Annotated in this window: 22 protein-coding genes; 21 read left to right on the top strand and 1 reads right to left on the bottom strand. The window is 41.0% G+C overall.

Annotated elements, in window-relative coordinates; translation table 11 throughout:
- Positions 1-2: 2 nt before the first annotated feature.
- The 4 genes from rsgA to spoVM all read left to right on the top strand — a co-directional run bounded on the left by rsgA (position 3) and on the right by spoVM (position 2,525).
- Positions 3-884 (top strand): ribosome small subunit-dependent GTPase A, encoded by an 882-nt coding sequence (rsgA, locus tag JFU50_RS01535; RefSeq protein ID WP_201221448.1) that lies wholly within the window; start codon positions 3-5, stop codon positions 882-884.
- Between the two features lies 1 nt (position 885).
- On the top strand, positions 886-1,533 hold the full coding sequence (gene rpe, locus JFU50_RS01530; protein ID WP_201181483.1) for a ribulose-phosphate 3-epimerase: 648 nt from the start codon (positions 886-888) through the stop codon (positions 1,531-1,533).
- 137 nt (positions 1,534-1,670) lie between these two features.
- Positions 1,671-2,324: a thiamine diphosphokinase gene (locus JFU50_RS01525; RefSeq protein ID WP_201181481.1), complete on the top strand. Its 654-nt coding sequence runs from the start codon at positions 1,671-1,673 to the stop codon at positions 2,322-2,324.
- Between the two features lie 120 nt (positions 2,325-2,444).
- On the top strand, positions 2,445-2,525 hold the full coding sequence (spoVM, locus tag JFU50_RS01520) for a stage V sporulation protein SpoVM (protein ID WP_034313769.1): 81 nt from the start codon (positions 2,445-2,447) through the stop codon (positions 2,523-2,525).
- Positions 2,526-2,721: 196 nt separating this feature from the next.
- Here the strand turns inward: spoVM and rpmB are convergent, their stop codons facing one another.
- Positions 2,722-2,910 carry a 50S ribosomal protein L28 gene (gene rpmB, locus JFU50_RS01515; protein WP_034313767.1) on the bottom strand — a complete coding sequence of 63 codons (189 nt, stop codon included), beginning with the start codon at positions 2,908-2,910 and terminating at the stop codon, positions 2,722-2,724.
- Between the two features lie 252 nt (positions 2,911-3,162).
- Between rpmB and JFU50_RS01510 the strand changes: the two genes are divergently transcribed.
- From JFU50_RS01510 to JFU50_RS01430, 17 genes are all read left to right on the top strand, one after another.
- The gene (locus JFU50_RS01510; RefSeq protein WP_053345282.1) at positions 3,163-3,525 is read left to right on the top strand and encodes an Asp23/Gls24 family envelope stress response protein; all 363 of its coding nucleotides are present in this window, start codon (positions 3,163-3,165) and stop codon (positions 3,523-3,525) included.
- Positions 3,526-3,544: 19 nt separating this feature from the next.
- The gene (locus JFU50_RS01505) at positions 3,545-5,215 is read left to right on the top strand and encodes a DAK2 domain-containing protein (RefSeq protein WP_201221446.1); all 1,671 of its coding nucleotides are present in this window, start codon (positions 3,545-3,547) and stop codon (positions 5,213-5,215) included.
- Positions 5,216-5,431: 216 nt separating this feature from the next.
- Positions 5,432-6,094: an L-serine ammonia-lyase, iron-sulfur-dependent subunit beta gene (gene sdaAB / locus JFU50_RS01500; RefSeq protein ID WP_201181477.1), complete on the top strand. Its 663-nt coding sequence runs from the start codon at positions 5,432-5,434 to the stop codon at positions 6,092-6,094.
- A gap of 37 nt (positions 6,095-6,131) precedes the next feature.
- Positions 6,132-7,016, top strand: coding sequence for an L-serine ammonia-lyase, iron-sulfur-dependent, subunit alpha (gene sdaAA / locus JFU50_RS01495; RefSeq protein WP_053345285.1), 885 nt, complete (start codon positions 6,132-6,134; stop codon positions 7,014-7,016).
- Complete coding sequence (recG, locus tag JFU50_RS01490) at positions 7,013-9,064, top strand: ATP-dependent DNA helicase RecG (protein ID WP_201181475.1); 2,052 nt, start codon at positions 7,013-7,015, stop codon at positions 9,062-9,064. Before sdaAA ends, recG begins: the two co-directional genes overlap by 4 nt.
- Before the next feature lie 121 nt (positions 9,065-9,185).
- Positions 9,186-9,743, top strand: coding sequence for a transcription factor FapR (fapR, locus tag JFU50_RS01485; RefSeq protein WP_056526665.1), 558 nt, complete (start codon positions 9,186-9,188; stop codon positions 9,741-9,743).
- Between the two features lie 24 nt (positions 9,744-9,767).
- On the top strand, positions 9,768-10,757 hold the full coding sequence (gene plsX, locus JFU50_RS01480; protein WP_056526668.1) for a phosphate acyltransferase PlsX: 990 nt from the start codon (positions 9,768-9,770) through the stop codon (positions 10,755-10,757).
- A gap of 24 nt (positions 10,758-10,781) precedes the next feature.
- Positions 10,782-11,723, top strand: coding sequence for an ACP S-malonyltransferase (fabD, locus tag JFU50_RS01475; RefSeq protein ID WP_201181473.1), 942 nt, complete (start codon positions 10,782-10,784; stop codon positions 11,721-11,723).
- 2 nt (positions 11,724-11,725) lie between these two features.
- Positions 11,726-12,469 (top strand): 3-oxoacyl-[acyl-carrier-protein] reductase, encoded by a 744-nt coding sequence (gene fabG / locus JFU50_RS01470; RefSeq protein WP_201221444.1) that lies wholly within the window; start codon positions 11,726-11,728, stop codon positions 12,467-12,469.
- Between the two features lie 56 nt (positions 12,470-12,525).
- Positions 12,526-12,759: an acyl carrier protein gene (locus JFU50_RS01465; protein WP_053345291.1), complete on the top strand. Its 234-nt coding sequence runs from the start codon at positions 12,526-12,528 to the stop codon at positions 12,757-12,759.
- Between the two features lie 268 nt (positions 12,760-13,027).
- Entirely contained in the window at positions 13,028-13,768 is a 741-nt protein-coding gene (gene rnc, locus JFU50_RS01460; RefSeq protein ID WP_053348012.1) for a ribonuclease III, read from the top strand.
- Positions 13,769-13,792: 24 nt separating this feature from the next.
- Positions 13,793-17,356: a chromosome segregation protein SMC gene (gene smc, locus JFU50_RS01455; protein ID WP_201221442.1), complete on the top strand. Its 3,564-nt coding sequence runs from the start codon at positions 13,793-13,795 to the stop codon at positions 17,354-17,356.
- Positions 17,357-17,382: 26 nt separating this feature from the next.
- Positions 17,383-18,387 (top strand): signal recognition particle-docking protein FtsY, encoded by a 1,005-nt coding sequence (gene ftsY, locus JFU50_RS01450; protein WP_056526680.1) that lies wholly within the window; start codon positions 17,383-17,385, stop codon positions 18,385-18,387.
- Positions 18,388-18,549: 162 nt separating this feature from the next.
- Positions 18,550-20,928, top strand: coding sequence for a hypothetical protein (locus JFU50_RS01445; RefSeq protein ID WP_201221440.1), 2,379 nt, complete (start codon positions 18,550-18,552; stop codon positions 20,926-20,928).
- Positions 20,925-21,860, top strand: a complete 936-nt coding sequence (locus JFU50_RS01440; RefSeq protein ID WP_056526687.1) for an ABC transporter ATP-binding protein — start codon at positions 20,925-20,927, stop codon at positions 21,858-21,860. Before JFU50_RS01445 ends, JFU50_RS01440 begins: the two co-directional genes overlap by 4 nt.
- Entirely contained in the window at positions 21,857-22,708 is an 852-nt protein-coding gene (locus JFU50_RS01435) for an ABC transporter permease (RefSeq protein WP_201181466.1), read from the top strand. The genes JFU50_RS01440 and JFU50_RS01435 overlap by 4 nt, the downstream gene beginning before the upstream one ends.
- Positions 22,705-24,285, top strand: coding sequence for a hypothetical protein (locus tag JFU50_RS01430; protein WP_201221438.1), 1,581 nt, complete (start codon positions 22,705-22,707; stop codon positions 24,283-24,285). The genes JFU50_RS01435 and JFU50_RS01430 overlap by 4 nt, the downstream gene beginning before the upstream one ends.
- The last annotated feature ends 4 nt before the right edge of the window (positions 24,286-24,289 follow it).

The raw sequence follows: 24,289 nt of genomic DNA, 5'->3' as shown, positions 1-24,289 counted from the left end.
CTATGCCCGAAGGAAAAATTATTAAAGCATTAAGTGGATTTTATTATGTTCTTGATGGAGAAGAGGTTTTTCAATGCCGAGGCCGTGGAGTATTCCGAAAAAATAAGGTAACACCTCTTGTTGGTGATTATGTGGTTTATCAGGCGGATAATAAAACAGATGGGACTGTAACCGAAATAAAGCCACGTAAGAATGAATTGATTCGTCCTCAGATATCAAATGTAGATCAAGCCATTCTTGTGTTTTCGGCCGTTGAACCTGATTTCAGCCCAGCCTTGCTTGATAGATTTCTCGTTCTTATTGAAGATAACGAAATCGAACCCATTATCGTTGTAACGAAGATGGACTTAGTGACTGCTGAGAGCAAAGAGAAATTGTCTCAGTATATCAAAGACTATCAGAAGTTGGGCTATACAGTGCTGGAGACTTCTTCAGTTTCCACTGGTGGTATTGAAGAGCTTGTTCCTTATATAGAAGGAAAAACAAGTGTATTTGCCGGTCAGTCAGGGGTTGGGAAATCTTCATTGCTGAATGCAATCAATCCTGAATTGGCTTTAAAGACAGATGATATATCGTCCCACTTAGGACGTGGAAAGCACACCACGCGTCATGTAGAATTGATTCATATTGGTTCTGGACTTGTTGCGGATACACCTGGATTTAGTTCACTTGAATTTATGGAAATGGAAGCTGAACGCTTATCCTATTGCTTCCCAGAAATGCATAAGCATGGAGAAGACTGTAAATTTCGGGCTTGCTTGCATGACAAAGAGCCGAAGTGTGCTGTGAAGGAAGCGGTTGATACAGGAGAGATTCCACGGTATCGTTATGAGCACTATATGCAGTTTTTAGAGGAAATTAGAGATAGAAAGCCGAGGTATTAGAATGGTTAAAATTGCACCATCTATTTTATCAGCTGATTTTGCAAAACTTGGAGAAGAGATTCTGGATGTGGAAAGGGGCGGGGCGGACTTTATCCATGTGGATGTCATGGATGGTCATTTCGTGCCCAATATTACGATAGGCTCATTAATTGTCGATGCTATCCGACCGGTGACAAGGCTTCCGCTTGACGTCCATTTGATGATTGAACACCCTGATCGTTATATCGAAGCATTCGCGAAAGCGGGAGCTGATTATATAACTGTACATGTTGAGGCATGCACGCATTTGCATCGCACGATTCAGTTAATAAAATCTTTTGGTGTGAATGCAGGCGTTGTGCTTAATCCGGCTACTCCGGCTTCCTTAATTCAGCCTATAATCGAAGATATTGACATGGTGTTGTTAATGACTGTTAACCCAGGGTTTGGCGGGCAAAAGTTCATCGCATCCGTACTACCGAAAATTGCTGAAGTGAAGGCGATGGCAGACAAATATAATCCAAAGCTTGAAATTGAGATTGATGGCGGAGTAAATGAAGAAACGGCTAAACTTTGTATCGAGCAAGGGGCAACCGTGCTTGTGGCCGGATCTGCCATATATAATCAAGAAGATCGCCATGCAGCTATTCAAAGGATTCGTGGAAACTAAAAGAAAAAAGCCGACATTATCATATTCGTATGATAGTGATCGGCTTTTTTTACACAGAAAGTATGTGCTAATAAATAAAAACGATGTTTCTGTAACGATATGAGCGATAAGAATATTTTATGAAGAAGGATGATTTCATGATTATTAGTATAATGGCTGGAGGCCCTGAGAATTTGTGGCCGGATTTAACAGTATATAAAGAGATGACAGATTTATGGGTTGGAGTCGATAGGGGAGTGTGGGCGCTGCTTGAAAATGATATAGAGCCTAGGTACGTATTCGGCGATTTTGATTCAGTTTCAGAAGATGAATATATGAGTATTAATCAAAGACTGGAACATATCAATCTATATCCTTCTGAGAAGGATGAAACAGATCTAGAAATTGCTTTTAAATGGGCTGTAGAACAAAAACCAAGTGAAATTCATATATTGGGTGCTACAGGAGGGAGATTGGATCATTTTCTTGGTAATATCCAGTTACTTCAGAAAGAAAGCATCCTTCCTGTTCATAAGGAAATAGATATGTACATAGTTGATAAACAAAATATATTTTCAGTAAAGACACCGGGCTCTTATAAGGTCACTGCATTGAAAGACAAGAAGTATGTGTCTCTACTCCCTGTTACAGCAGAAATCACCGGCATTACACTCTCAGGCTTCAAATATCCGCTAATTGACGCAAGGCTAGAGATAGGGTCGACACTCTGCATTAGCAATGAACTAATTTCTGATTGTGGGAATGTTTCATTTGAGGAAGGCATATTAATGGTGATAAGAAGCAGTGATTAAAATTCATGCTTAGAGCAGATTCGGATATATACGATCATCCTATATCCGCTTAAAAGCTTATGTTGTAATAGAAAAAATTCCACTTCATCTTATTTGTGGGATGCAAAGAGGAGGGGCATGATGAAATTTTATACGATTAAATTGCCAAAAGTTCTGGGCAGTTTGGTAAGGGCTATGCTCGGAGCGTTTAAAAAAGGCTGATACTTATCTCCATAACACCTCTCTATTTAGGGGGGTGTTATTTTTTCGGAATGATTGGAGGACAATGAAAAGAATAGGCAAGCCATTAATGGGTGATGACTTTATTGAATGAGGACTAGGCCAAATCAAATAAAGCATACCCATTAAAAATGCAGCCATTTCAAATAAAAAGGCATCCTGAGAGGATGCCGTAACATTATACGCGTTCTACTTTGCCCGATTTAAGAGCTCTTGCAGAAACGTATACACGTTTAGGTTTACCGTCAACTAAAATACGTACTTTTTGAAGGTTAGCGCCCCATGTACGCTTGCTAGCGTTCATTGCGTGAGAGCGGCTGTTACCAGAACGAGTTCTTCTTCCAGTGATTACACATTTACGTGCCATGTTAAATTCCCTCCTAACTACAACAAGCTTAAGTTTTTCAAAGTCGTCTTAAGTCTTTGTAAAATACTTTAATAATTTATCATACCTACCGTGAGAATGCAATACTTCAGTTAATTACTTTCAAGAAAAAAACCTTGACATACATACTTTAAAATTGAATTATAATAAGAACCGTAAGACATTTACTTTTAAAACAATAGACATTATAGTAAAATGTCTTTAGTTGATTTGATTTTTGGGAGGGAAAAGAAAATGTCTATCGAATTACAAACAAAATATGGACAAATTGATATCTCTAATGATGTGATCGCTACTGTAGCCGGCGGCGCAGCTGTGGATTGCTACGGAATTATAGGAATGGCTTCCAAAAAACAATTTAAAGACGGCATTGCCGAAATTTTAAGAAAAGAAAACTTTACAAAGGGTGTAATAGTGCGTCAAGTAGAGGAAGAAGTTCATATCGATATGTATATTATCGTGAGTTATGGAACTAAAATCTCGGAGGTTGCACATAATGTGCAATCAAAGGTAAAATACACTCTGGACAAAACTGTCGGATTAGCTGTTGAATCCGTTAACATTTTTGTACAGGGAGTTCGTGTGACGAACCCTTAAGCAATAGGAGGAAAGTTTTGTGTCAATTACAAGTTTAAACGGAATGCGCTTTGCAGAAATGATCATTCAAGGAGCCAATCATTTAGCAGCTAATGCCCAAATGGTTGATGCATTGAATGTTTTCCCTGTTCCGGATGGTGATACTGGAACAAATATGAATTTATCAATGACTTCCGGAGCGAAGGAAGTACAAAATAATGTGCAGGAACATATCGGGAAAGTGGGTACTTCTCTTTCAAGAGGCCTATTAATGGGCGCACGCGGTAATTCTGGGGTTATCCTTTCACAACTTTTCCGAGGTTTTGCTAAAGCGATTGAACATAAATCGGAAATTAATAGTGAAGAATTTGCCCAAGCTTTTGATGCAGGTGTTCAGACAGCGTATAAAGCCGTTATGAAGCCTGTTGAAGGTACCATTTTAACGGTTGCGAAAGATGCTGCCAAGCAAGCGGTTTCATCGGCAGCTAAGCACCAGGACCTTATTCAGGTAATGGAAGAAATCGTAGCTGAGGCAAATGCTTCACTAAAACGCACACCTGATCTTCTTCCTGTATTAAAAGAAGTGGGAGTTGTTGACAGTGGCGGACAAGGGTTGGTTTTCGTGTATGAAGGCTTCCTTGCTGTATTGAAGGGTGAAGCTCTTCCTGTCCGATCAGCAAACGGTCCAAGCATGGATGAATTGGTCAGTGCCGAGCATCACATGAACGTGCAAGGACATATGAACACTGAAGATATCGTGTTTGGCTATTGCACAGAATTCATGGTCCGATTGGAAAGTGACAAGCTGGCTAACAATTCGTTTGATGAAGAAAAGTTCCGCAACGATTTAAGTGAATACGGAGATTCATTATTAGTCATCTCTGATGATGAAGTTGTAAAAGTACATATTCACTCAGAACAGCCTGGTAACTGTCTTAATTATGGACAGCAATATGGTAGTTTAATCAAGATGAAAATCGATAATATGCGCGAACAGCATACAGCGATTGTTGGTGAAACGAATGCGTCGCTTCAAACGAAGCCAAAGTCGAAAGAAAAATACGGTGTTGTGTCGGTAGCTATGGGCACAGGTATCAGCGAGCTATTCAAAAGCATCGGTGCTAAATCGGTTATTGAAGGCGGACAAACGATGAACCCTAGCACAGAAGACATTGTTAAAGCAGTCGAAGAGGCGAATGCCGAACATGTCATCATCTTACCTAATAATAAAAATATTATTATGGCTGCCAATCAAGCTGCAGATGTTCTGGGAGATTATGTGACTGTTATTCCTACGAAGACAGTGCCACAGGGCATGGCTGCATTGTTGGCTTTTAATCCATCACAAGATGCTTCTGAGAATAAAAAGGCGATGATTGAAGCCCTTTCACATGTGAAAACGGGTCAGATTACTTATGCTGTCCGGGATACGAACATTGATGGCCTTACAATCAAGACCGGAGACTTCATGGGAATCGATGAAGGAACCATCAAAGTGAAAGATAAAGACAAATCTCAGGCAGCAAAGGACCTTCTTTCTGAGATGATCAATGAAGATTCCGAAATCCTGACCATTTTATATGGAGAGGATGCAACTAAAGAAGAAGTAGAGGACCTTGTTGCATTTTGTAATGATAATTTTGAAGACGTTGAAGTTGAAGTCCATAACGGAAAACAACCGTTATATTCTTTCATTTTTTCAATTGAATAATTAAGGCATCATTAAAATAAGGGACTGAACCGTCGCTTTGTTATGATACTGTAAGAATAAAAGGCAATAAACTGCATATGTCATTAGGCTATGCAGTTTATTTTTGCGATATAGGATAATAAACAGCTTTGATGGAGCGACTGTAAATCTGGGTACTATATAAATAACTCCCAGCGTGTTCCTTTGAGTTCAGTTCTAAAGAAGGAGGAGTAGATCATGAAATTTAGAAGTGTATTTGATATCATTGGCCCAGTAATGATTGGTCCTTCTAGCTCTCATACAGCAGGAGCTGCAAGAATCGGTAGGGTAGCCAGGAATTTATTCAACAGGGAACCAAAATGGGCCCGTATTTCCTTTTATGGTTCATTTGCCCAAACCTATAAAGGCCACGGAACAGATGTAGCCATTGTAGGAGGCCTGCTTGATTTTGATACATTTGACGAGAGAATCAAAGAATCTCTTGAAATAGCTCGTAAAAAGAAAATGAAAATTACTTTTCGGGAAGAAGAAGCCGTCCCGGAACATCCTAATACTGCGAAAATAACGGTGGGAGATGATGATGGTGAGCTTGAGCTTGTCGGAATATCGATTGGAGGGGGTAAGATCGAGATTATCGAATTGAATGGGTTTAAATTGAGGCTTTCTGGCCATAACCCTGCAATACTGGTTGTTCATGATGACCGCTATGGTGCAATTGCCAATGTTTCAAACATTTTAGCTAAGCATCAAATTAATATTGGCCAGATGGAAGTGTCCCGCAAAGAGAAAGGGAAGATGGCTTTGATGACCATAGAAGTGGATCATAATCTAGAAGACCTTGTCATCGATGAAATTGCAGCACTCCCTAACATTACTCAAGTGGCAAGGATTGTTGATTAATAGGGCAATCGTTTCCACTTAGGAAGGAGAGGATAATATGTTTCGAAATGTAGCGGAATTAGTAGAATTAGCAGAATCAAAGCAGAAAAAAATATCAACTCTCATGATTGAACAGGAAATGGAAGTAACGGGTAAAAGCCGTGATCAAATTATCGATCAAATGGGAGTTAACTTGGATGTGATGGAACAGGCTGTTGAAAAGGGACTGCAAGGTGTACGTTCTGTTTCAGGCCTTACAGGTGGAGATGCAGTTCTTCTTCAGAATTACATTAAATCTGGAAATGCTTTATCAGGTGAACTGTTGTTGGATGCGGTCAGCAAAGCTGTGGCAACAAACGAAGTGAACGCAGCTATGGGGACTATCTGTGCAACACCCACTGCAGGTTCTGCTGGTGTGGTACCTGGCACCCTTTTTGCTTTGCAAAATAAATTAAAACCGAATCGGGAACAGAAAATTGAGTTTTTATTTACAGCAGGTGCGTTTGGTTTTGTTGTAGCGAATAACGCATCCATCTCTGGAGCGGCAGGAGGCTGCCAGGCGGAAGTCGGCTCGGCTTCGGGTATGGCGGCTGCAGCAATCGTTGAATTGGCGGGAGGGACGCCAGCACAAAGTGCAGAAGCGATGGCAATTACTCTAAAGAATATGCTTGGTCTTGTGTGCGACCCGGTTGCTGGGCTCGTGGAAGTACCGTGTGTGAAGCGAAATGCAATGGGTGCAGCAAATGCAATGGTTGCCGCTGATATGGCGTTAGCAGGGATTACAAGCCGGATACCGTGTGATGAAGTCATCGATGCGATGTACAAAATCGGACAAACGATGCCGTCAGCTCTGAGAGAAACAGCACAAGGAGGTTTAGCGGCTACACCGACTGGACGGGAGTTGGAAGCAAAGATCTTTGGCTTGCCGCTAAATAAAAAGTGAACGTTGCTTTACAGGAACCCATAACAGCAGTTAAAGGCATTGGGGGTGAAACGGCTGCGGCCTTGCAGGAAATGGAGATCCATACCGTCGTAGATCTCCTTGAACATCTTCCTTATCGCTATGAAGATTATCGATTGAGAGATTTAGAAACGGTTGAACATGATGAGAGGGTTACTGTAGAAGGGAAGATTCATACGGTTCCGACTTTAGGTTACTTTGGGAAGAAAAAATCCAGGCTGACGATCAAATTACTTACAGGCAGATATTTGATAAATGTCATTTTTTTTAATCAGCCTTATCTGAAACCGAAGCTTGCGATTGGCGAAACCGTCACGGTGACTGGAAAGTGGGACCGACATCGCCAAACCATTACTGGCTCCGAATGTCATGTCGGGGACCATAGTCGGGAAAAAGAGTTCGAACCCGTGTATTCAGTAAAGGGAAATATTACTGTAAAAGGGATGCGTCGCTTTATCGCCAATGCTTTTTCTCAATATGGGGCCATGATTGAAGAAAATTTGCCACCACAGCTGTTGGCCACATACAAACTGATGCCGCGTAAAGAAGCTCTTCGCATGATGCATTTTCCTATATCGGCTAATGATGTCAAACAGGCCAGACGCCGTTTTGTGTATGAAGAATTTTTATTCTTTCAATTGAAAATGCAGGCGCTTCGTAAAATACAGCGTGAGCAGTCAAAAGGAACTGGACAGGACATTGAGGGAGAGCAAGTGAATGCATTCATAAAAACCCTACCTTTTCCTTTAACAAACGCTCAAAATAGGGTCGTCGAAGAAATTTTAAATGACATGAAATCTCCTTACCGGATGAACCGTTTGCTTCAAGGGGATGTTGGGTCAGGAAAAACCGTGGTTGCCGCTGTTTGCTTAAATGCAACGATTTCAGCTGGTTTCCAAGGCGCACTTATGGTCCCAACTGAAATTTTGGCTGAGCAGCACACTCAATCATTGAAGGCAATGCTAGAACCCATCGGAGTAAAGGTAGCCTTGTTGACGAGTTCAGTGAAAGGCAAGAAGCGCAGAGAACTATTACAGAATCTTGAATCAGGGGAACTAGACCTTTTGATAGGAACTCATGCATTAATCCAGGATGAAGTGAATTTTAGGAACCTCGGTCTTGTCATAACCGATGAACAACATCGTTTCGGGGTGGAGCAGCGTCGTATCCTTCGTGAAAAAGGCGAAAATCCAGATGTTCTATTTATGACGGCAACACCAATTCCGCGTACGCTTGCGATTACTGTGTTTGGAGAGATGGACGCTTCGACCATTGATGAAATGCCGGCTGGACGCAAAGCTATTGAAACGTATTGGGCGAAGCACCAAATGCTTGATCGGATTTTAACTTTTGTGGAAAAGGAACTTAAGCAGGGTAGACAGGCATACGTCATTTGTCCTTTAATTGAGGAGTCGGAAAAGCTTGATTCTTTACAAAATGTTCTTGATGTTCATGCAATGATGACACAGTACTTTGCGAACCGTTATAAAGTAGGGCTTATGCATGGGCGTTTGCCAGCGGATGAAAAAGACGAAGTAATGCAGCAATTTAGTTCCAATGAAGTGCAAATTCTTGTCTCGACAACGGTTGTCGAAGTTGGCGTAAATGTCCCTAATGCAACGGTGATGGTCATTTATGATGCTGAACGCTTTGGTCTATCCCAGCTACATCAGTTGCGAGGGCGTGTAGGACGGGGAAGTGATCAGTCTTTTTGTATTCTTCTGGCTGATCCGAAGACAGAAGTCGGCAAAGAACGAATGAAAATCATGACCGAGACAAATGATGGCTTTGTCCTATCCGAGAAAGATTTAGAACTTCGAGGCCCCGGGGACTTTTTCGGCAAAAAACAAAGCGGGCTTCCTGAGTTCAAAGTAGCCGACATGGTCCACGATTACCGGACCCTAGAAGTTGCTAGGACAGATGCCGCAAAATTGATTGCCTCACAAAGCTTTTGGCATTCACCAGAATATGCACCTCTAAGGGCTTATTTAGAGAGAACAGGCGTATTAACTGGAGAAAAGCTGGATTAATGAATAATAAAGAAAGCCATTAACAGATTGCGAGAATTTCTACAATATCTTGCAATCTGTTTTTAAAATATATATACTACTATTAGTACCTAGTCATAATACTACGGATGGTGACCTTCAAATGCGAAGAAACAAGAAGGAACGCCAGCAATTATTAATCGAAACGATTAAACAGAATCCTTTTGTAACGGATGAGGAGCTGGCTGAAAAGTATTCGGTGAGCGTCCAAACAATTAGGCTCGACCGTCTTGAATTATCGATACCGGAGCTTCGAGAACGTATTAAAAGCGTGGCCGAGAAAAAATTCAGTGACGAAATTAGAGCTTTGCCTTTGGATGAAATCATCGGGGAAGTAATTGATCTTAATTTAGATGAAAATGCAATTTCTATTTTAGATATAAAAAAAGAGCATGTCTTTAAGCGGAATGGAATTGCAAGGGGACATCACCTTTTTGCCCAAGCAAATTCTTTAGCTGTCGCGGTTATCAATGATGAACTGGCATTAACAGCGAAAGCATCCATTTTATTTACTCGTTCTGTTAAAGAAAATGAAAGAGTGGTAGCTAAAGCGAAAGTTAAAAACGTGGACCACACTACAGATCGTTCCGTGGTGGAAGTCAGAAGCTACGTGGGAAATGAACTGGTTTTTAAAGGCGAGTTCGATATGTATCGCTCTTAACTTTCTAGAAAAGGATGAAAGAACATGAAAATAACGATAGATGCAATGGGTGGCGATAATGCTCCCAAGGCACAGGTGTTAGGGGCAATGAAAGCTGTCGAGGCCTTTTCCGATGTAGAAATAACCTTGGTAGGCAATAAAGCTGAAATTAGTCCATACTTAACGGAACATGACCGGATAAGTGTTATACATACAGAAGAAAAGATTTTAAGTACCGATGAACCAGTTCGTGCAGTTCGCCGCAAGAAAAGTGCTTCGATGGTATTGGCAGCTCAACAGGTGGCTGACGGAGAGGCAGATGCATGCATTTCTTCCGGTAATACAGGTGCATTAATGGCTGCAGGCTTGTTTGTTGTAGGTAGAATAGAAGGAATTGAACGTCCTGCATTGGCTCCGACCTTACCGACAATCGATGGAAAAGGTTTTGTTCTTCTTGATGTAGGTGCGAATTCCGATGCGAAACCGGAGCATCTGCTTCAATTTGCCATAATGGGTTCTGTATATGCAAAAAAAGTACGAGGTATTGAAAAGCCCCGCGTCGGACTTTTGAATATCGGGACTGAAGAAAAAAAAGGAAATGAACTGACGAAGCATGCTTTTACATTGCTGCAGCAATCATCAGAAATTTCCTTTATCGGTAATGTAGAAGCAAGGGATCTCCTTAACGGACCTGCAGATGTAGTCGTAACGGACGGCTTCACTGGCAATATGGTATTGAAGACCCTTGAAGGTACGGCTATGAGTGTCTTTAAAATGGTAAAAACAGCGTTGATGAGCAATCTGAAGAGTAAGATTGCTGCAGCGCTAGTGAAACCGGAACTAAAAGGCATTAAAAATAAAATGGATTACTCGGAGTATGGTGGTGCCGGCTTATTCGGTTTGAAGGCACCTGTCATTAAGGCGCATGGATCTTCCGATGCGAACGCTGTCTATAATGCAATTCGCCAGACACGTGATATGGTTAGCCATGACGTCATTCCAACCATTGCGAAGACGATAGAAAAAGATCAATAATTTATAGAGGTAGGGGATTAACTGATGGGTAAAATTGCTTTTGTCTTTCCAGGACAAGGTTCACAGTCAATAGGAATGGGTCAGAACTTATTTCAGGAAAACGAGCGAGCTCAGCAAATTTTCCGAACAGCGGATGAAAAACTTGATTTTCCACTTTCTGAGCTTATCTTTAATGGAACACAACAAGAATTAACGGTAACCTACAATGCGCAACCCGCATTATTGACTACAAGTTATGCCTTTGTTAGGGCATTAGAAGAAGAAGGCATCAAACCCGATTTTACGGCAGGACATAGTTTAGGAGAATATACTGCATTAGTAGCGTCAGGTGCTATTTCTTTTGAAGATGCCGTTTATACTGTCCGTAAGCGTGGCGAATTCATGGAAGCTGCGGTACCGAATGGTCAAGGCTCAATGGCTGCGATTCTAGGAATGGACCGTGAAGCACTTACTGAAATAACTGCTGAAATTACTGTAACAGGGGAATCTGTTCAATTAGCTAATATAAATTGTCCGGGGCAAATTGTCATTTCAGGGACTACAGAAGGCGTAAAGCTGGCTAGTGCAAAAGCAAAGGAAAATGGAGCAAAGCGGGCACTTCCACTTGAAGTAAGCGGGCCGTTTCATTCAGAATTGATGAAACCAGCGGCTGAGAAATTACAGAATGTACTTGATGAAGTGAGCTTTCAACAAGCGGAAATACCAGTGATTTCAAATGTAACGGCAAACCCTATTACCGCTCCGGCAGAAATTAAAGAAAAATTAATTGAACAGCTGTACTCACCTGTACTTTGGGAAGATTGCGTAAAAAAACTACTTGAATTAGGTGTTGATACGTTCATCGAAGTAGGTCCTGGAAAAGTATTAGGCGGATTAATAAAGAAAATTGATCGTTCTGTTAACATTTACTCAGTTTCCGATCTAGATACTCTAACTAAAACAGTTGAAGCATTGAAGGGGGTATAAGCATGATCTTAGAAGGTAAAAAAGCACTTGTAACTGGAGCATCCCGTGGTATTGGAAGGGAAGTTGCTTTAGAACTTGCTCGACAGGGAGCAGATGTTGCTATCAATTATGCTGGCAGCGAATCGAAAGCCAATGAAGTGGTAAGTGAAATCAAGGCATTGGGCCGTAAAGCATTCGCGATTCAATGTGATGTTGCAAATAGTGAATCGGTAACAAGCATGATCAAAGAGGTCATCGAACAGTTTGGCCGAGTAGATATTCTAGTTAATAATGCTGGTATCACACGTGATAACCTACTGATGCGGATGAAAGAAGAAGAATGGGATTCAGTCATTAATACGAATTTAAAAGGTGTGTTCCTTTGCACAAAAGCAGTCACTAGACAAATGATGAAGCAACGTAGCGGAAGGATCATCAATATGGCATCAATCGTCGGCGTTAGCGGAAATGCAGGGCAGGCTAATTATGTAGCGGCCAAAGCTGGTGTGATCGGCTTGACTAAAACTACAGCCAAGGAACTTGCATCAAGAGGGATTACGGTCAATGCGATTGCTCCAGGCTTTATATCGACGGATATGACAGGGGAATTGCCTGAAGATATCCAAAAAGCGATGCTGGATCAAATTCCACTGGCACGTTTTGGTGACCCTAAAGACATAGCTGCAGTGACGTCTTTCCTGGCTTCAGATGCAAGCAAATATATGACTGGACAAACACTTCATGTTGATGGCGGCATGGTTATGTAGATTTTCTTGATTTTTTTCAAAATTAATTTATAATGTTTTGAGGGGAGGTGAACACATTGGCAGATGTATTAGAAAGAGTAACTAAAATCGTTGTAGATCGTTTGAACGTTGAAGAATCAGAAGTGAAACTTGAAGCTTCTTTCAAAGAAGATCTTGGTGCCGATTCCCTAGATGTAGTCGAACTAGTTATGGAATTTGAAGACGAGTTTGATATGGAAATTTCGGACGATGATGCTGAAAAAATCGCCACAGTAGGTGATGCTGTGAATTACATAAAAAGCACTATGTAATGAAATGTCCTTTGACTAAAAGCTCCGTTTTTTAACGGAGCTTTCTCTTATACTTAAAGAAGCCTGAAGCAGCGGCCGATTTTAAGGGAATAAGTATACATCCAACTGAGCCTCCGTCTGCCTAGCTGTAAGCCGGCCGGCTAGTTTTCATTAAGCGGATTATACTGTATGATGGTACATAGGAAGGCTTGACAGGAATTCCTGCCAAGTTTCTTTTTATATATTGGAAAAATATGTTTTTTTGAACCGTTGTGGAGGGTTTTGTGTGATACGTAGGAACGGAAATAATCGTAAACCATCAATCAAAGATAATAAATTTAAACAGTTACAAGAAAGTTTAGGTTTCTATTTTCAAGATGAAAATTTATTGAAACAAGCTTTTACACATTCATCTTATGTGAATGAGCATCGCCGTAAGCCTTATGAAGATAACGAAAGGCTTGAATTCTTAGGAGACGCTGTACTTGAACTGACTATATCTAAATACTTGTATCAAAAATATCCGATGATGAGTGAAGGGGAGCTTACAAAATTAAGGGCAGCCATTGTCTGTGAGCCATCACTTGTTGCCTTTGCCAATAGTCTTTCTTACGGGGAATATGTATTACTCGGAAAAGGGGAAGAAATGACAGGCGGAAGAGAACGTCCTGCCATGCTTGCGGATGTATTTGAAGCTTATATAGGGGCTTTGTACCTCGATCAAGGATTAGAGCCAGTTGTGCAGTTTTTGAAAAATGTTGTATTTCCGAAGATAGACGAGGGTGCTTTTTCTCATGTGATGGATTATAAGAGCCAGCTTCAAGAGCTCATACAGAGAGATGCTATCGGTGTCCTGCAATATAAAATTTTGCATGAAAAAGGGCCGGCCCATAATCGTGAATTTGTTTCGACTGTCTCTTTGAATGGAGAAGATTTGGGTTCTGGAGTAGGAAAATCGAAAAAAGAAGCGGAGCAGCATGCTGCCGAGCACGCATTGATCGTTTTAAAAGAAAAAAGCTCAACAAGATAGTTGAACAGTAGAGGAGGAAAGGTCATGTTCCTCAAACGCTTGGACGTTGTAGGATTTAAATCTTTCGCAGATAAAATTTCGATTGATTTTGTACCTGGTGTCACGGCAGTGGTTGGACCAAACGGAAGCGGTAAAAGTAATGTGACCGACGCAGTCCGATGGGTACTTGGAGAGCAGTCTGCAAAATCGCTGCGTGGTGCAAAAATGGAAGATATCATCTTTTCAGGAAGTGACACGAGAAAAGCGTTAAATTTTGCAGAGGTGTCCTTGACCCTTGATAACGAGACCAATACCCTGCCGATTGACTTTCATGAAGTCAGTGTGACAAGACGGGTGTATCGATCGGGTGAAAGTGAATTTTTCATTAATAATCAAGGTTGCCGACTGAAAGATATCATTGAATTGTTTATGGATTCTGGTCTTGGTCGCGAAGCATTTTCTATCATTAGCCAAGGGAAAGTAGAAGAAATCCTAAGCAGTAAGGCAGAAGAAAGACGTGTTATCTTTGAAGAAGCAGCCGGCGTCTTAAAATATAAAACAAGAAAACGTAAAGCTGAATCGAAGCTAACGGAAACACAGGATAACTTAAACCGGGTCCATGATATTCTCCATGAATTAGAGGGCCAAGTGGAACCGTTAAAAATTCAATCTTCCCTCGCCAAAGAATATTTGGAGAAGAAAGAGGAGCTTGAACAAATAGAAGTAGCTTTAACCGTTTTTGAAATAGAAGAACTTTATGCAAAATGGGAAAGCTTGTCCCAAGAGCTTGAAAAACATAATGAGATGGAGCAACAAATGGGTGGCCAGCTTCATGAGCGGGAAGAGCATCTCAAAAATGTCCGGGGCAATCTAGCCACACTTGAGACATCAATTAATGGACTTCAGGAAATACTGTTGAATGCAAGTGAAGAGCTTGAAAAGCTTGAAGGCCGTAAAGAAGTATTGAAAGAACGAAAAAAAAATGCTGCCCAAAATAAGTCACAGCTTGAAAAAGCGATCGTAGAAGGCGAAGCAGCGGTTGAGCGTTTGTCTTCACAAAAGGAAAGTGAAACGGAAATTCTAAATGCACTCAACTCCGAAGTAAAGGGCATACAAGAAATTTTACATGAAAAGCAAAAAAGCCTAGGCCTATTCAATAGCGATATCGAAGCCATGATCGAAGTGAAAAAGAGTGATTACATCGAGTGGTTGAACAAGCAAGCATCGGCAAAAAATGAAAAGCAATACCTGCTTCAGCAGCTTACACAGCAGGAACATAAAAATGCCAAGCTTGATCAGGAAAACGAAAAGTTTTTAAAGGAAAGAACAGATATCACCGCAAAAAAAAAGGAATATACACAGCTGATGGAAAAGGTGACCAAGCAGCTTGAAGACCATGTTTCTTTTTTCCGAAATCAGCAGAATAAACTAAATGCAGCAAAAGATACGTATCAAAAACAAGAAACGACACTATATAAGGCCTATCAATTCCTTCAACAAGCAAAATCACGCAAAGAGCTGCTTGAAGAAATGGAAGAGGATTATGCAGGCTTTTTTCAAGGTGTTAAAGAAGTTTTAAAAGCGAAAGAAACCCTTCGAGGCATTGAAGGGGCAGTTGCAGAATTAATTAAGGTTCCAAAGGAATATGAAACGGCCATTGAAACGGCACTGGGTGGAGCGATGCAGCATGTGGTTGTAGAGCGCGAAGAGCATGCACGTGAAGCCATCTCCTTCCTGAAGAAAAATCGGTACGGCCGAGCGACTTTCTTGCCTTTATCAGTCATAAAAGGAAGAGAGATTTCACCGAACCAATTATCGATGCTGAAAAACCATGCTGCTTTTGTCGGGACTGGTTCTTCATTAATCCAATATGATGAAAGACATGCAGCAATCGCGGCAAACCTACTTGGCACCGTCATTATCACGACAGATTTAAAGGGTGCTAATGACCTGGCAAAAATGGTGCAGCACCGTTTCCGCTTTGTAACGCTTGAAGGGGATGTCGTCAATCCAGGTGGTTCAATGACAGGTGGAGCGCTTAAGCAAAAAACAACCTCTCTGCTTTCAAGGAAAACTGAATTGGAAGAACTGCACCAAAAACTTGCCGCCATGGAATCGAAAACGAACCAGCTTGAAAAGCAGGTCAAACAGTTTAAAGTGGATGTTGGTGTTCAAGAGCAAACGCTTGAACAAACCAGAAAAGCAGGTGAAACCCTTCGTTTACAAGAACAATCTCTAAAGGGTGAACTTCGTGAAGTGGAGCTGCAGGAAAGAAATGTGAATGATCGTCTGCATCTTTATGATTTGGATAAAAATTCATATTTAGAAGAGCAACAGCAAAAAACAGCTAGACTGGAAGAATTGGAAGAGCTCTTGGATTCATGTAAAACTGAAATTGAAGAGCTTGACCGATTAATTGCTGATATGACGAAACAAAAACAATCTCAACAAACCTCAAAAGAGAGCCTTTCTGAAGAAACAAATGAGTTAAGAGTTACATTGGCCTCTAAACGTGGACAGCTACAAAACCAAAAAGAAAAGATGGAGCGCCTTGAATCTGATCTTGAAAAAGAAACAAGCAGACTTGCTGAAAATAAGGATGATTTGGGACTCTTGACTAATGAAATGACTGACAGTTCGAGTGGAGAAGAAACACTTGAGGATATGGCACAGCAGAAATTGCTTGATAAAAATAGAGCAATTGAAGAAATTTTTGTGAAAAAACAAGAAAAAGCCGAAATGCAATCGCAGGTTGAAGCGTTTGAAATATCCTTAAAAGAGGAAAGCCGTCTTTATAAGGGTATCGTTGAAGTGATTAAGGATGAAGAGGTTAAACTAACCCGACTTGATGTGGAATTAGAAAATCGACTAGACCATTTACGCGAGGAATATACGCTATCCTTTGAAGGGGCTAAAGAACAGTATCCATTGGTGATGCCTGTAGAAGAAGCTCAAAAGAAGGTGAAGCTCATCAAACTTGCCATCGAGGAATTAGGGACGGTTAATTTAGGGGCTATTGAGGAATACGCGCGTGTGGCCGAACGCTATGAGTTCCTTCTTAGCCAAAAGGAAGATCTTCAGCAGGCGAAAGATACATTATTCCAAGTTATCGATGAGATGGATGATGAAATGAAACGCCGCTTTGCGGATACCTTCTATGCGATTCGTGAAGAGTTTGAGCAAGTCTTTAAAGCGTTGTTTGGCGGGGGTAGAGCTGAGTTGAAGCTGACAAATCAAGATGATTTACTTAATACGGGAGTAGATATCATTGCTCAGCCACCGGGGAAAAAATTGCAGAATTTAAGTCTCTTATCCGGTGGAGAACGAGCGTTGACCGCGATTGCACTTTTATTCTCCATTTTAAAAGTTCGACCAGTGCCTTTCTGTATCCTTGATGAAGTCGAGGCAGCTCTTGATGAGGCGAACGTAGTACGTTTCAGCCAATTTTTAAAGAAATTCAGTAGGGAAACACAGTTTATCGTGATTACTCATCGTAAAGGTACGATGGAGGAGGCAGATGTCCTCTATGGCATTACGATGCAGGAGTCAGGTGTCTCCAAACTCGTTTCCGTCCGCATGGAAGAATCAGAGAACTTTGTAGAAGTATAAATTCATGAATTAGAGGAAGTGGGACAATGAGTTTTTTCAAGAAGCTAAAAGAAAAATTTACGACCCAGGAAGAAAAAGAAGTAGAAGTATCCATTGGCGAAAAATTTAAGCAAGGTTTAACTAAGACGAGGAATTCCTTTACTGGACGGGTTAATGAACTCGTTGCCCGTTACCGGAAAGTGGATGAAGACTTTTTTGAAGAACTTGAGGAAATCCTTATCCAGGCTGACGTAGGCTTCGATACGGTAATGGAATTAATCGATCAATTAAAAATGGAAGTGAAACTCCGCAATATCTCTGATACGAGAGAAGTGCAATCTGTTATTTCCGAAAAACTTGTTGAAATCTATCAAGGTGATGAGGAAGAGACATCAAGCCTGAACATACAAGAAGATGGTTTAACTGTCATTCTGTTTGTCGGAGTGAATGGGGTAGGTAAAACAACGACAATTGGTAAACTTGCTCATAAGTTTAAGGCAGAAGGTAAATCGGTTGTATTAGCAGCTGGTGATACATTCCGTGCCGGAGCGATTGAACAGCTCGAGGTATGGGGAGAACGTGTTGGTGTCAGTGTAATCAAGCAAGGAGAAGGTTCTGATCCTGCCGCGGTTATGTTCGATGCCATTCAGGCTGCTAAGGCACGTAAGGCGGATATCCTGATTTGTGATACAGCTGGACGTTTGCAAAATAAAGTGAATTTAATGAAGGAATTGGAAAAGGTGAAACGTGTAATTGAACGTGAAATACCTGGTGCACCACATGAAGTGTTACTTGCTCTTGATGCAACAACAGGACAAAATGCGCTTATTCAAGCGAAGACGTTCAAGGAAGCGACCAATGTTTCTGGAATAGTCTTAACGAAGCTTGATGGCACAGCGAAAGGTGGAATTGTCTTGGCAATCCGCAACGAGCTATCTATTCCCGTTAAATTTGTCGGGCTTGGTGAAAAAATGGACGATCTTCAGGAATTCGATGCTGAGAAATATGTATACGGCCTCTTTGCTGATATCATTGATAAAGAAGAAACTTAATATTTTTTGGTAGTCCGGAAGGGATTTTCTCTTCCGGATTTTTTTGTCAATTTTTTTGCGCATCTCCATTACTTTTTGAAATTCGCTTTACTTTTTTCCTAAATACTGTATACTTTTTCAGTATTTGGTCGTCTATTTAATTAAAGAAAAGGGGGAGTCAGGTTGTTCAGAAAAATACAGGGAATAGCTGCTTGTTTATTACTTTTTAGCATATTTTTACATATGTTGGCGCCACAGGCAGAAGCAGCTGACCCGAAGATTAAAATATCGATTGAACAAGGTTTTGATGGATACATAAAGCGTTCAATGGCAATGCCAATGAAAGTGCAAATTGAAAATAAGGGAGAGGCCTTTAGCGGTACGCTTATGTTTCAATTTCAATCCACTTATGAGTACGGTGGGGCACAGGCCCTAAAAGTAGAGTTGCCAAAGGGAAGTTCGAAAACCTATTCGATTTCACTTCCGGGCTACACAGATGATAATTACAATGGAAACGTATTGAATAAGTCGATTTATCTCTATGAGGGAGATTGGCAGAATGGTAAAGAAGTAGACTATTCAGGTCCAAAGATATTAACACCGAAATATTATGATGAAAGTCAGGACATAATTGGTGTATTAAGTCAAAAGTACGACCGGTTGACTGAATTAAGGGTTTTGCCATCAACAGACTCCACGATGATTGAACTGACAAAGGAAGAACTACCAAGTCGTTCTATGGGCCTTGAAATGTTAAGTTATTTGATTATTGACGAATATGGAATTGCTGCTTTGGATGCAGCGCAGCAAGAAGCGTTAAAAGGCTGGATCAAATCCGGGGGTATTTTAATTGCTGGAGCATCACCAAATGGAGCACAGCAATATGGATCCATTTATGATCTTCTACCGATGAAAATGGATAAAGAGGTTAAGCTTGAAACTGCTCTTTTTGCCAAAAAGGAAAAGGATAGGCCTTCCTTTAGCTATATACCTGGCTTTATAGGTGATGTAGAGAAGGGAGCGGAAATTCTCACAAAAAGCGGTGAATTTCCGGCAGTTGTGAAAAAACAGTACGGCAACGGGGTAATTGTTCAAACAGGCTTTTCACTTGGAGACCAGCCGCTAGCTTCATGGAAAGGGTATGGTACCTGGCTTGAAAAGATTTTAAATCAGGCAGACATAAACTCATTTTCTTCAACGGAAAATTTCTTGGAGCAGGCGCAATGGGAATTGAATGAGCCCAATAGCTATTTTGATGATACTACCTTATCGATCGGACAATTATTTTTTCTACTGTGTGCTTATATCGTAATTATTGTACCTATTTTATATGTAGTTTTGAAAAAAATCGACAAAAGAGAGCATGCATGGTGGATTATTCCTTTGATTGCCTGCATCACGTCAGTCTTGACTTTTACTGTCGGGGCGAAAGACCGTCTTGCTCAGCCGCAACTGAATCAACTCGGAATCTATCATTCTAAAGATGGTCAACTTGTCGGGCTTCAATCTGATGTCCTCCTCTCCAATAAAGGTGGGGATTATGCACTGTCTTTCCCGAAAAATGAGATGACAGCTTTGCCAATGACGCAGGAAAGCTTAGGAGGAAACATTAAACGGTCACCAATCCTTGAGGAAAAAGCGGTAGATACAGAACTTATCTTTCCAAACGTTGAATATTGGTCAACTCGGTCATTACTTGGAAAAGTTTATAAAGGGAATGTTGGTCAATTCAAGACTGATTTGACAGTTGAAAATAAAACCTTGACCGGAACGATTCATAATGAAACACCATATGACTTTAAAGAATTGCTAATCATGTCAGGCCAAGAAAGAATTAATCTTGGTAAGTTAAAAAAAGGGGAAACGTTAACGGTTAAAGAAAAGTTGAAGGGAGACTTCTTGATTGAGCCTTATGCTGTGACATCAGGACCGATGAATAACTGGAACGCAGGACAAAAAATAGACCTCGATAAAATCCGAAGAGATCAATTGCTTTATGTAACGGAAACTTTTTTCTTTAGCGGGGTAAATGCCGGTACCGACCCTGTCATTGCTGGGGTGACCAGTGATTCAATAGTCGATATTAAAGTATCGAAAAAGCCAAAAAAGAATATAGATAATCTTATTTTTCAAACTTTCGAACCAGAAACAATTTTTTCTGGTGATGTAACCCTGTCGAAAGAAATGTTCAAAAGCTGGGTGGATGTCATCCGCGGTTCTTATGATGAAGAAGCAGGAATCGGAGAACATTGGTTTGAAATAGGTGAATATGAATATATCAGTCAAGTTCCTTTAATCATGAAAGATCATTCGTTTAAAGCGAAGCAATTGTCGATTAAGTTCAGTAAACAAAAAATTCAATATGAACTCTATAACTTTTCAACTGAAAAATATGAACCTATACCTGCTGAAGAACGGTCTATTTCGATTGAAGGACAAGAAGAGATCTCTTCTTATATTTCAAAAGAAGGAGATATTCAAATTAAGATAATTAAAGAAAGGGAAGACGATTCAAGTTTAAGGGTGCCGGAAATCAATGTAAAGGGAGAAGTGACGAAATGATAGAGATTTTACAGTTAACGAAGAAGTATGGCAATTTCACCGCATTGGATCACCTGGACCTGCAAATTGACAAAGGAACCGTGTTTGGATTCGTCGGACAAAATGGTGCCGGAAAGTCAACGACCTTTTCCATCTTGGCTACCCTTCTTGCTCCAACGTCAGGTACCGCCTATATTAATGGCTACAATATTTCGAAGGAGCCAAAACAAGTGCGCAGCCAAATCGGTTATATGCCTGATTTCTTTGGGGTGTACGATCAATTGAAAGCTGAGGAGTATTTGGACTTTTATGGTGCTAGCTATGGAATTCCCCTGTCGGAACGGAGTAAACTGATTCCTCAGTTACTTGAACTAGTTAATTTATCCGATAAACGTGAGTCTTATGTTGACTTGCTTTCGCGTGGAATGAAGCAGCGACTATGTTTGGCACGGAGCCTGATCCATGACCCGGAGGTGCTTATTCTTGATGAACCGGCGTCGGGCCTTGATCCACGTGCTCGGGTGGAAATGCGTGAGATATTAAAAGAGTTAAAGAATATGGGGAAAACGATTTTGATTTCATCACATATTTTACCGGAGCTTGCTGAGATGTGTGATGTACTTGGCATTATCGATCAAGGGAAATTGAAAGCGCAAGGAACTGTTGCAGAAATTCAGCATAAACTTCAAGGCGAAAAGAGTCTTATCGTAAAAGTACATCAGGATGTTGAGCGTTCCATTGCTTTTTTTGAAGACAATCCTGACATTAGTCAAATCAGCGTCCATCTTGATGGGGAAACGATTCAGTTTTTATTCAAAGGAGATGCATTTGCCCAACAAAAACTGTTGAAGTCTTGCATGTTACAGGATTTGCCCATTGTCTCATTTGCTGAAATTGAGACGGATCTTGAGGACGTATTTATGGAAATTACGAAAGGGGTCGAACTGTCATGAAAAGCTGGCTGATGAATCCTGTCTTAAATAAAGAATTTAAACTGCGGTTTCGCTCTTTCAAAAGTTTTTTAGGTGTTTTATTTTATGTTCTTGCTATTGGAGCTATCGTCATTGGCATGATCTTTATCCAATCGCTATCCAATATAGGGGGGCATATTGATCCTGATTCAAGCCGGTCGATGTTCATATTTTTAGCGGTAGTTCAGTTAGCTTTGATTCTTTTCATTACACCAGGGCTGACAGCTGGGGTCATTTCCAGTGAGCGAGAGCGACAGACCTTGAATATTCTATTGACGACGTCGCAAAGCTCCGCGGGTATTATTTTTGGAAAGTTAATTTCATCCATTTCCTATTTGTTATTGTTAGTGGTTGCTAGTTTGCCGCTATATAGCATCGTGTTTTTATTTGGCGGAATTTCACCCGCACAACTTTTAATGGTATTAGGGTTCAATGTTTTTACTGTCATCGTGTATGGCAGCATAGGCGTACTTTTCTCTACACTCGTACGTAAAACAATAGCCGCGATGGTAACCACTTATGGGGTCACATTGTTTTTAGTCGGGGGAACAGCCCTATTGACTTTGCTTTTCTCCAGCATGGCTTTAGGATTGCAGGGGAATTCTGTTACACCTACAACAAACCCTCTGCCTTATATAGCGGCTATGCTTAATACACCAATTGTCATGATCGGTTTCATCGAACCTACTTACTCCGAGGAAATCCAGAAGTTAGCGGGCATTGATTTCCCCCTATGGGCTGCACATTTGATCTGCTATACCTTACTGTTAATCGGCGCCGTTTTACTTAGCGTAAAGAAACTTCGGGTCGGTATGAAGGCTAGACGATGAAAAAGGAAAAAATAAGTGATGAAAGTCAGTTTCTCAAACTTCTAAAGCCAATTAAACAGCAACTTTTAATACAGTTGTTGCTGAAAGAGGGGCAGCTTCTGCTCCTTGCTGTGGCTGTATGGTCATTTTTGCTGTTGTTTATAGCTCGCATAATGGTAATTCCGTTTATTTTACGTTACTTTTTCATAGGTTTAATATGTCTGTTAGCATTTTTTCTATATAGAGTCGTAAAACGGAAACCAGACAAAAAGATGGCAGCTTTGTTGTTTAATAAATTTGTTCCGGATGACAGAGTCGTAACAGGGTTTGCTTTTTTAGGAAACGCTGGTGAACTTGAAACGCTGCAACTTCGAGATGCAATCCGTCATATGAAAATCCATCAAGAGAAAGTACTAAGCCGGAAGAAAAGGTGGTTCTATCCTAAATGGTTGACGTCAGCATTGTGCTTAGCGGTATGTGTGCTTCTGTTCATTTTTTATCCAAACAAGGAAATGAAAGAAGCACAGAAGTTGGAAAAAGAAGTGAAGATTGTTGAAGAAGTGAAAAAAGAGCTTGAAAAAAAAGCGAACGATTCTAAAGAACCGGCAGTTGAAAAGGCATTGAAAGAGGTAAAGAAAAAAATGGCCCTTGAGAAAGATGGCGAAAAGGCGCTTGAGGCCCTCGCTAAACAATCAAGTGAGCTGCAATTAAAAGAGGTGAAGCAAAAAGAAAAGCAAAAACTCCTTGAAGAATGGCAGGAACAGACGAAAAAATCAGGATTTTCCGAGCTTGCAAAGGCACTTGCACAAAAAGATATGTCTAAGGTTGAAAAGGAACTGCAAAAGTTGAATGAAAAGTGGGATGAGCTTCCTGATGAGCAAAAACAGGCACTCGAGAGTTTGACAGAGCAGGAGAATCCATTAAGCGAAGAAGAATTAGAGGCACTAATCAAACAGTTGGAGGAAGCAATGAAGTCAGCTGAGCTTGTAAAGCAGCTAGCTGAGGCCAACCAAGCGGTCCACCAAGCGGGAACGCAACTTCAGAATCAACTGAGTCAAAATGGAATGCCTTCTTCTCAACTAGCCTTTACTAATAACAAGGGAGCACAGGGGAGCAAGGCTGCCAACCAACCATTAGGTCAGCCCTCAACTTCAGCTTCTCCAAACGGGCAGCCTAATTTACAGTCAGGTAACTCGGCTCCAAATCAACAGGGTCAAGGCGGACAAGGACAACAAGGGGGTCAAGGAGGGCAACAAGGCGTCGGACAAGGCCAACAATCAGGACAAGGCGGTAATGGCGGTGGCGGGAAAGGAGGCACTAAAGGCGGAAAGGGTCAAGGAACGAGGGAAATGCTGACAATTCCCGAAATGACTGATGGGAAACAGAATACAGAAACCGATAACGGCCAGCTTGGTGAGGGAAGTGGCGAGGAAGAGGAGGCAGATGGCCCTGTATTAAAGGGGAATCTTCGAAATTATGAAGAGGTCTATCAGCAGTATGAGAATTCTTATCGCCAAAGTACTGAGAGGCTCAGACTGCCGTCAGATTTAAATAATCTTGTCAAAAATTATTTTAACAAGCTTGATCCGGAAAGGTAGTGGG

This window comes from Peribacillus sp. TH14, from assembly GCF_016651145.1.
GTDB lineage: Bacteria > Bacillota > Bacilli > Bacillales > DSM-1321 > Peribacillus > Peribacillus butanolivorans.
Note: the sequence above shows the minus strand (reverse complement) of the source record. Positions and strands in the feature narration are given on the sequence as shown.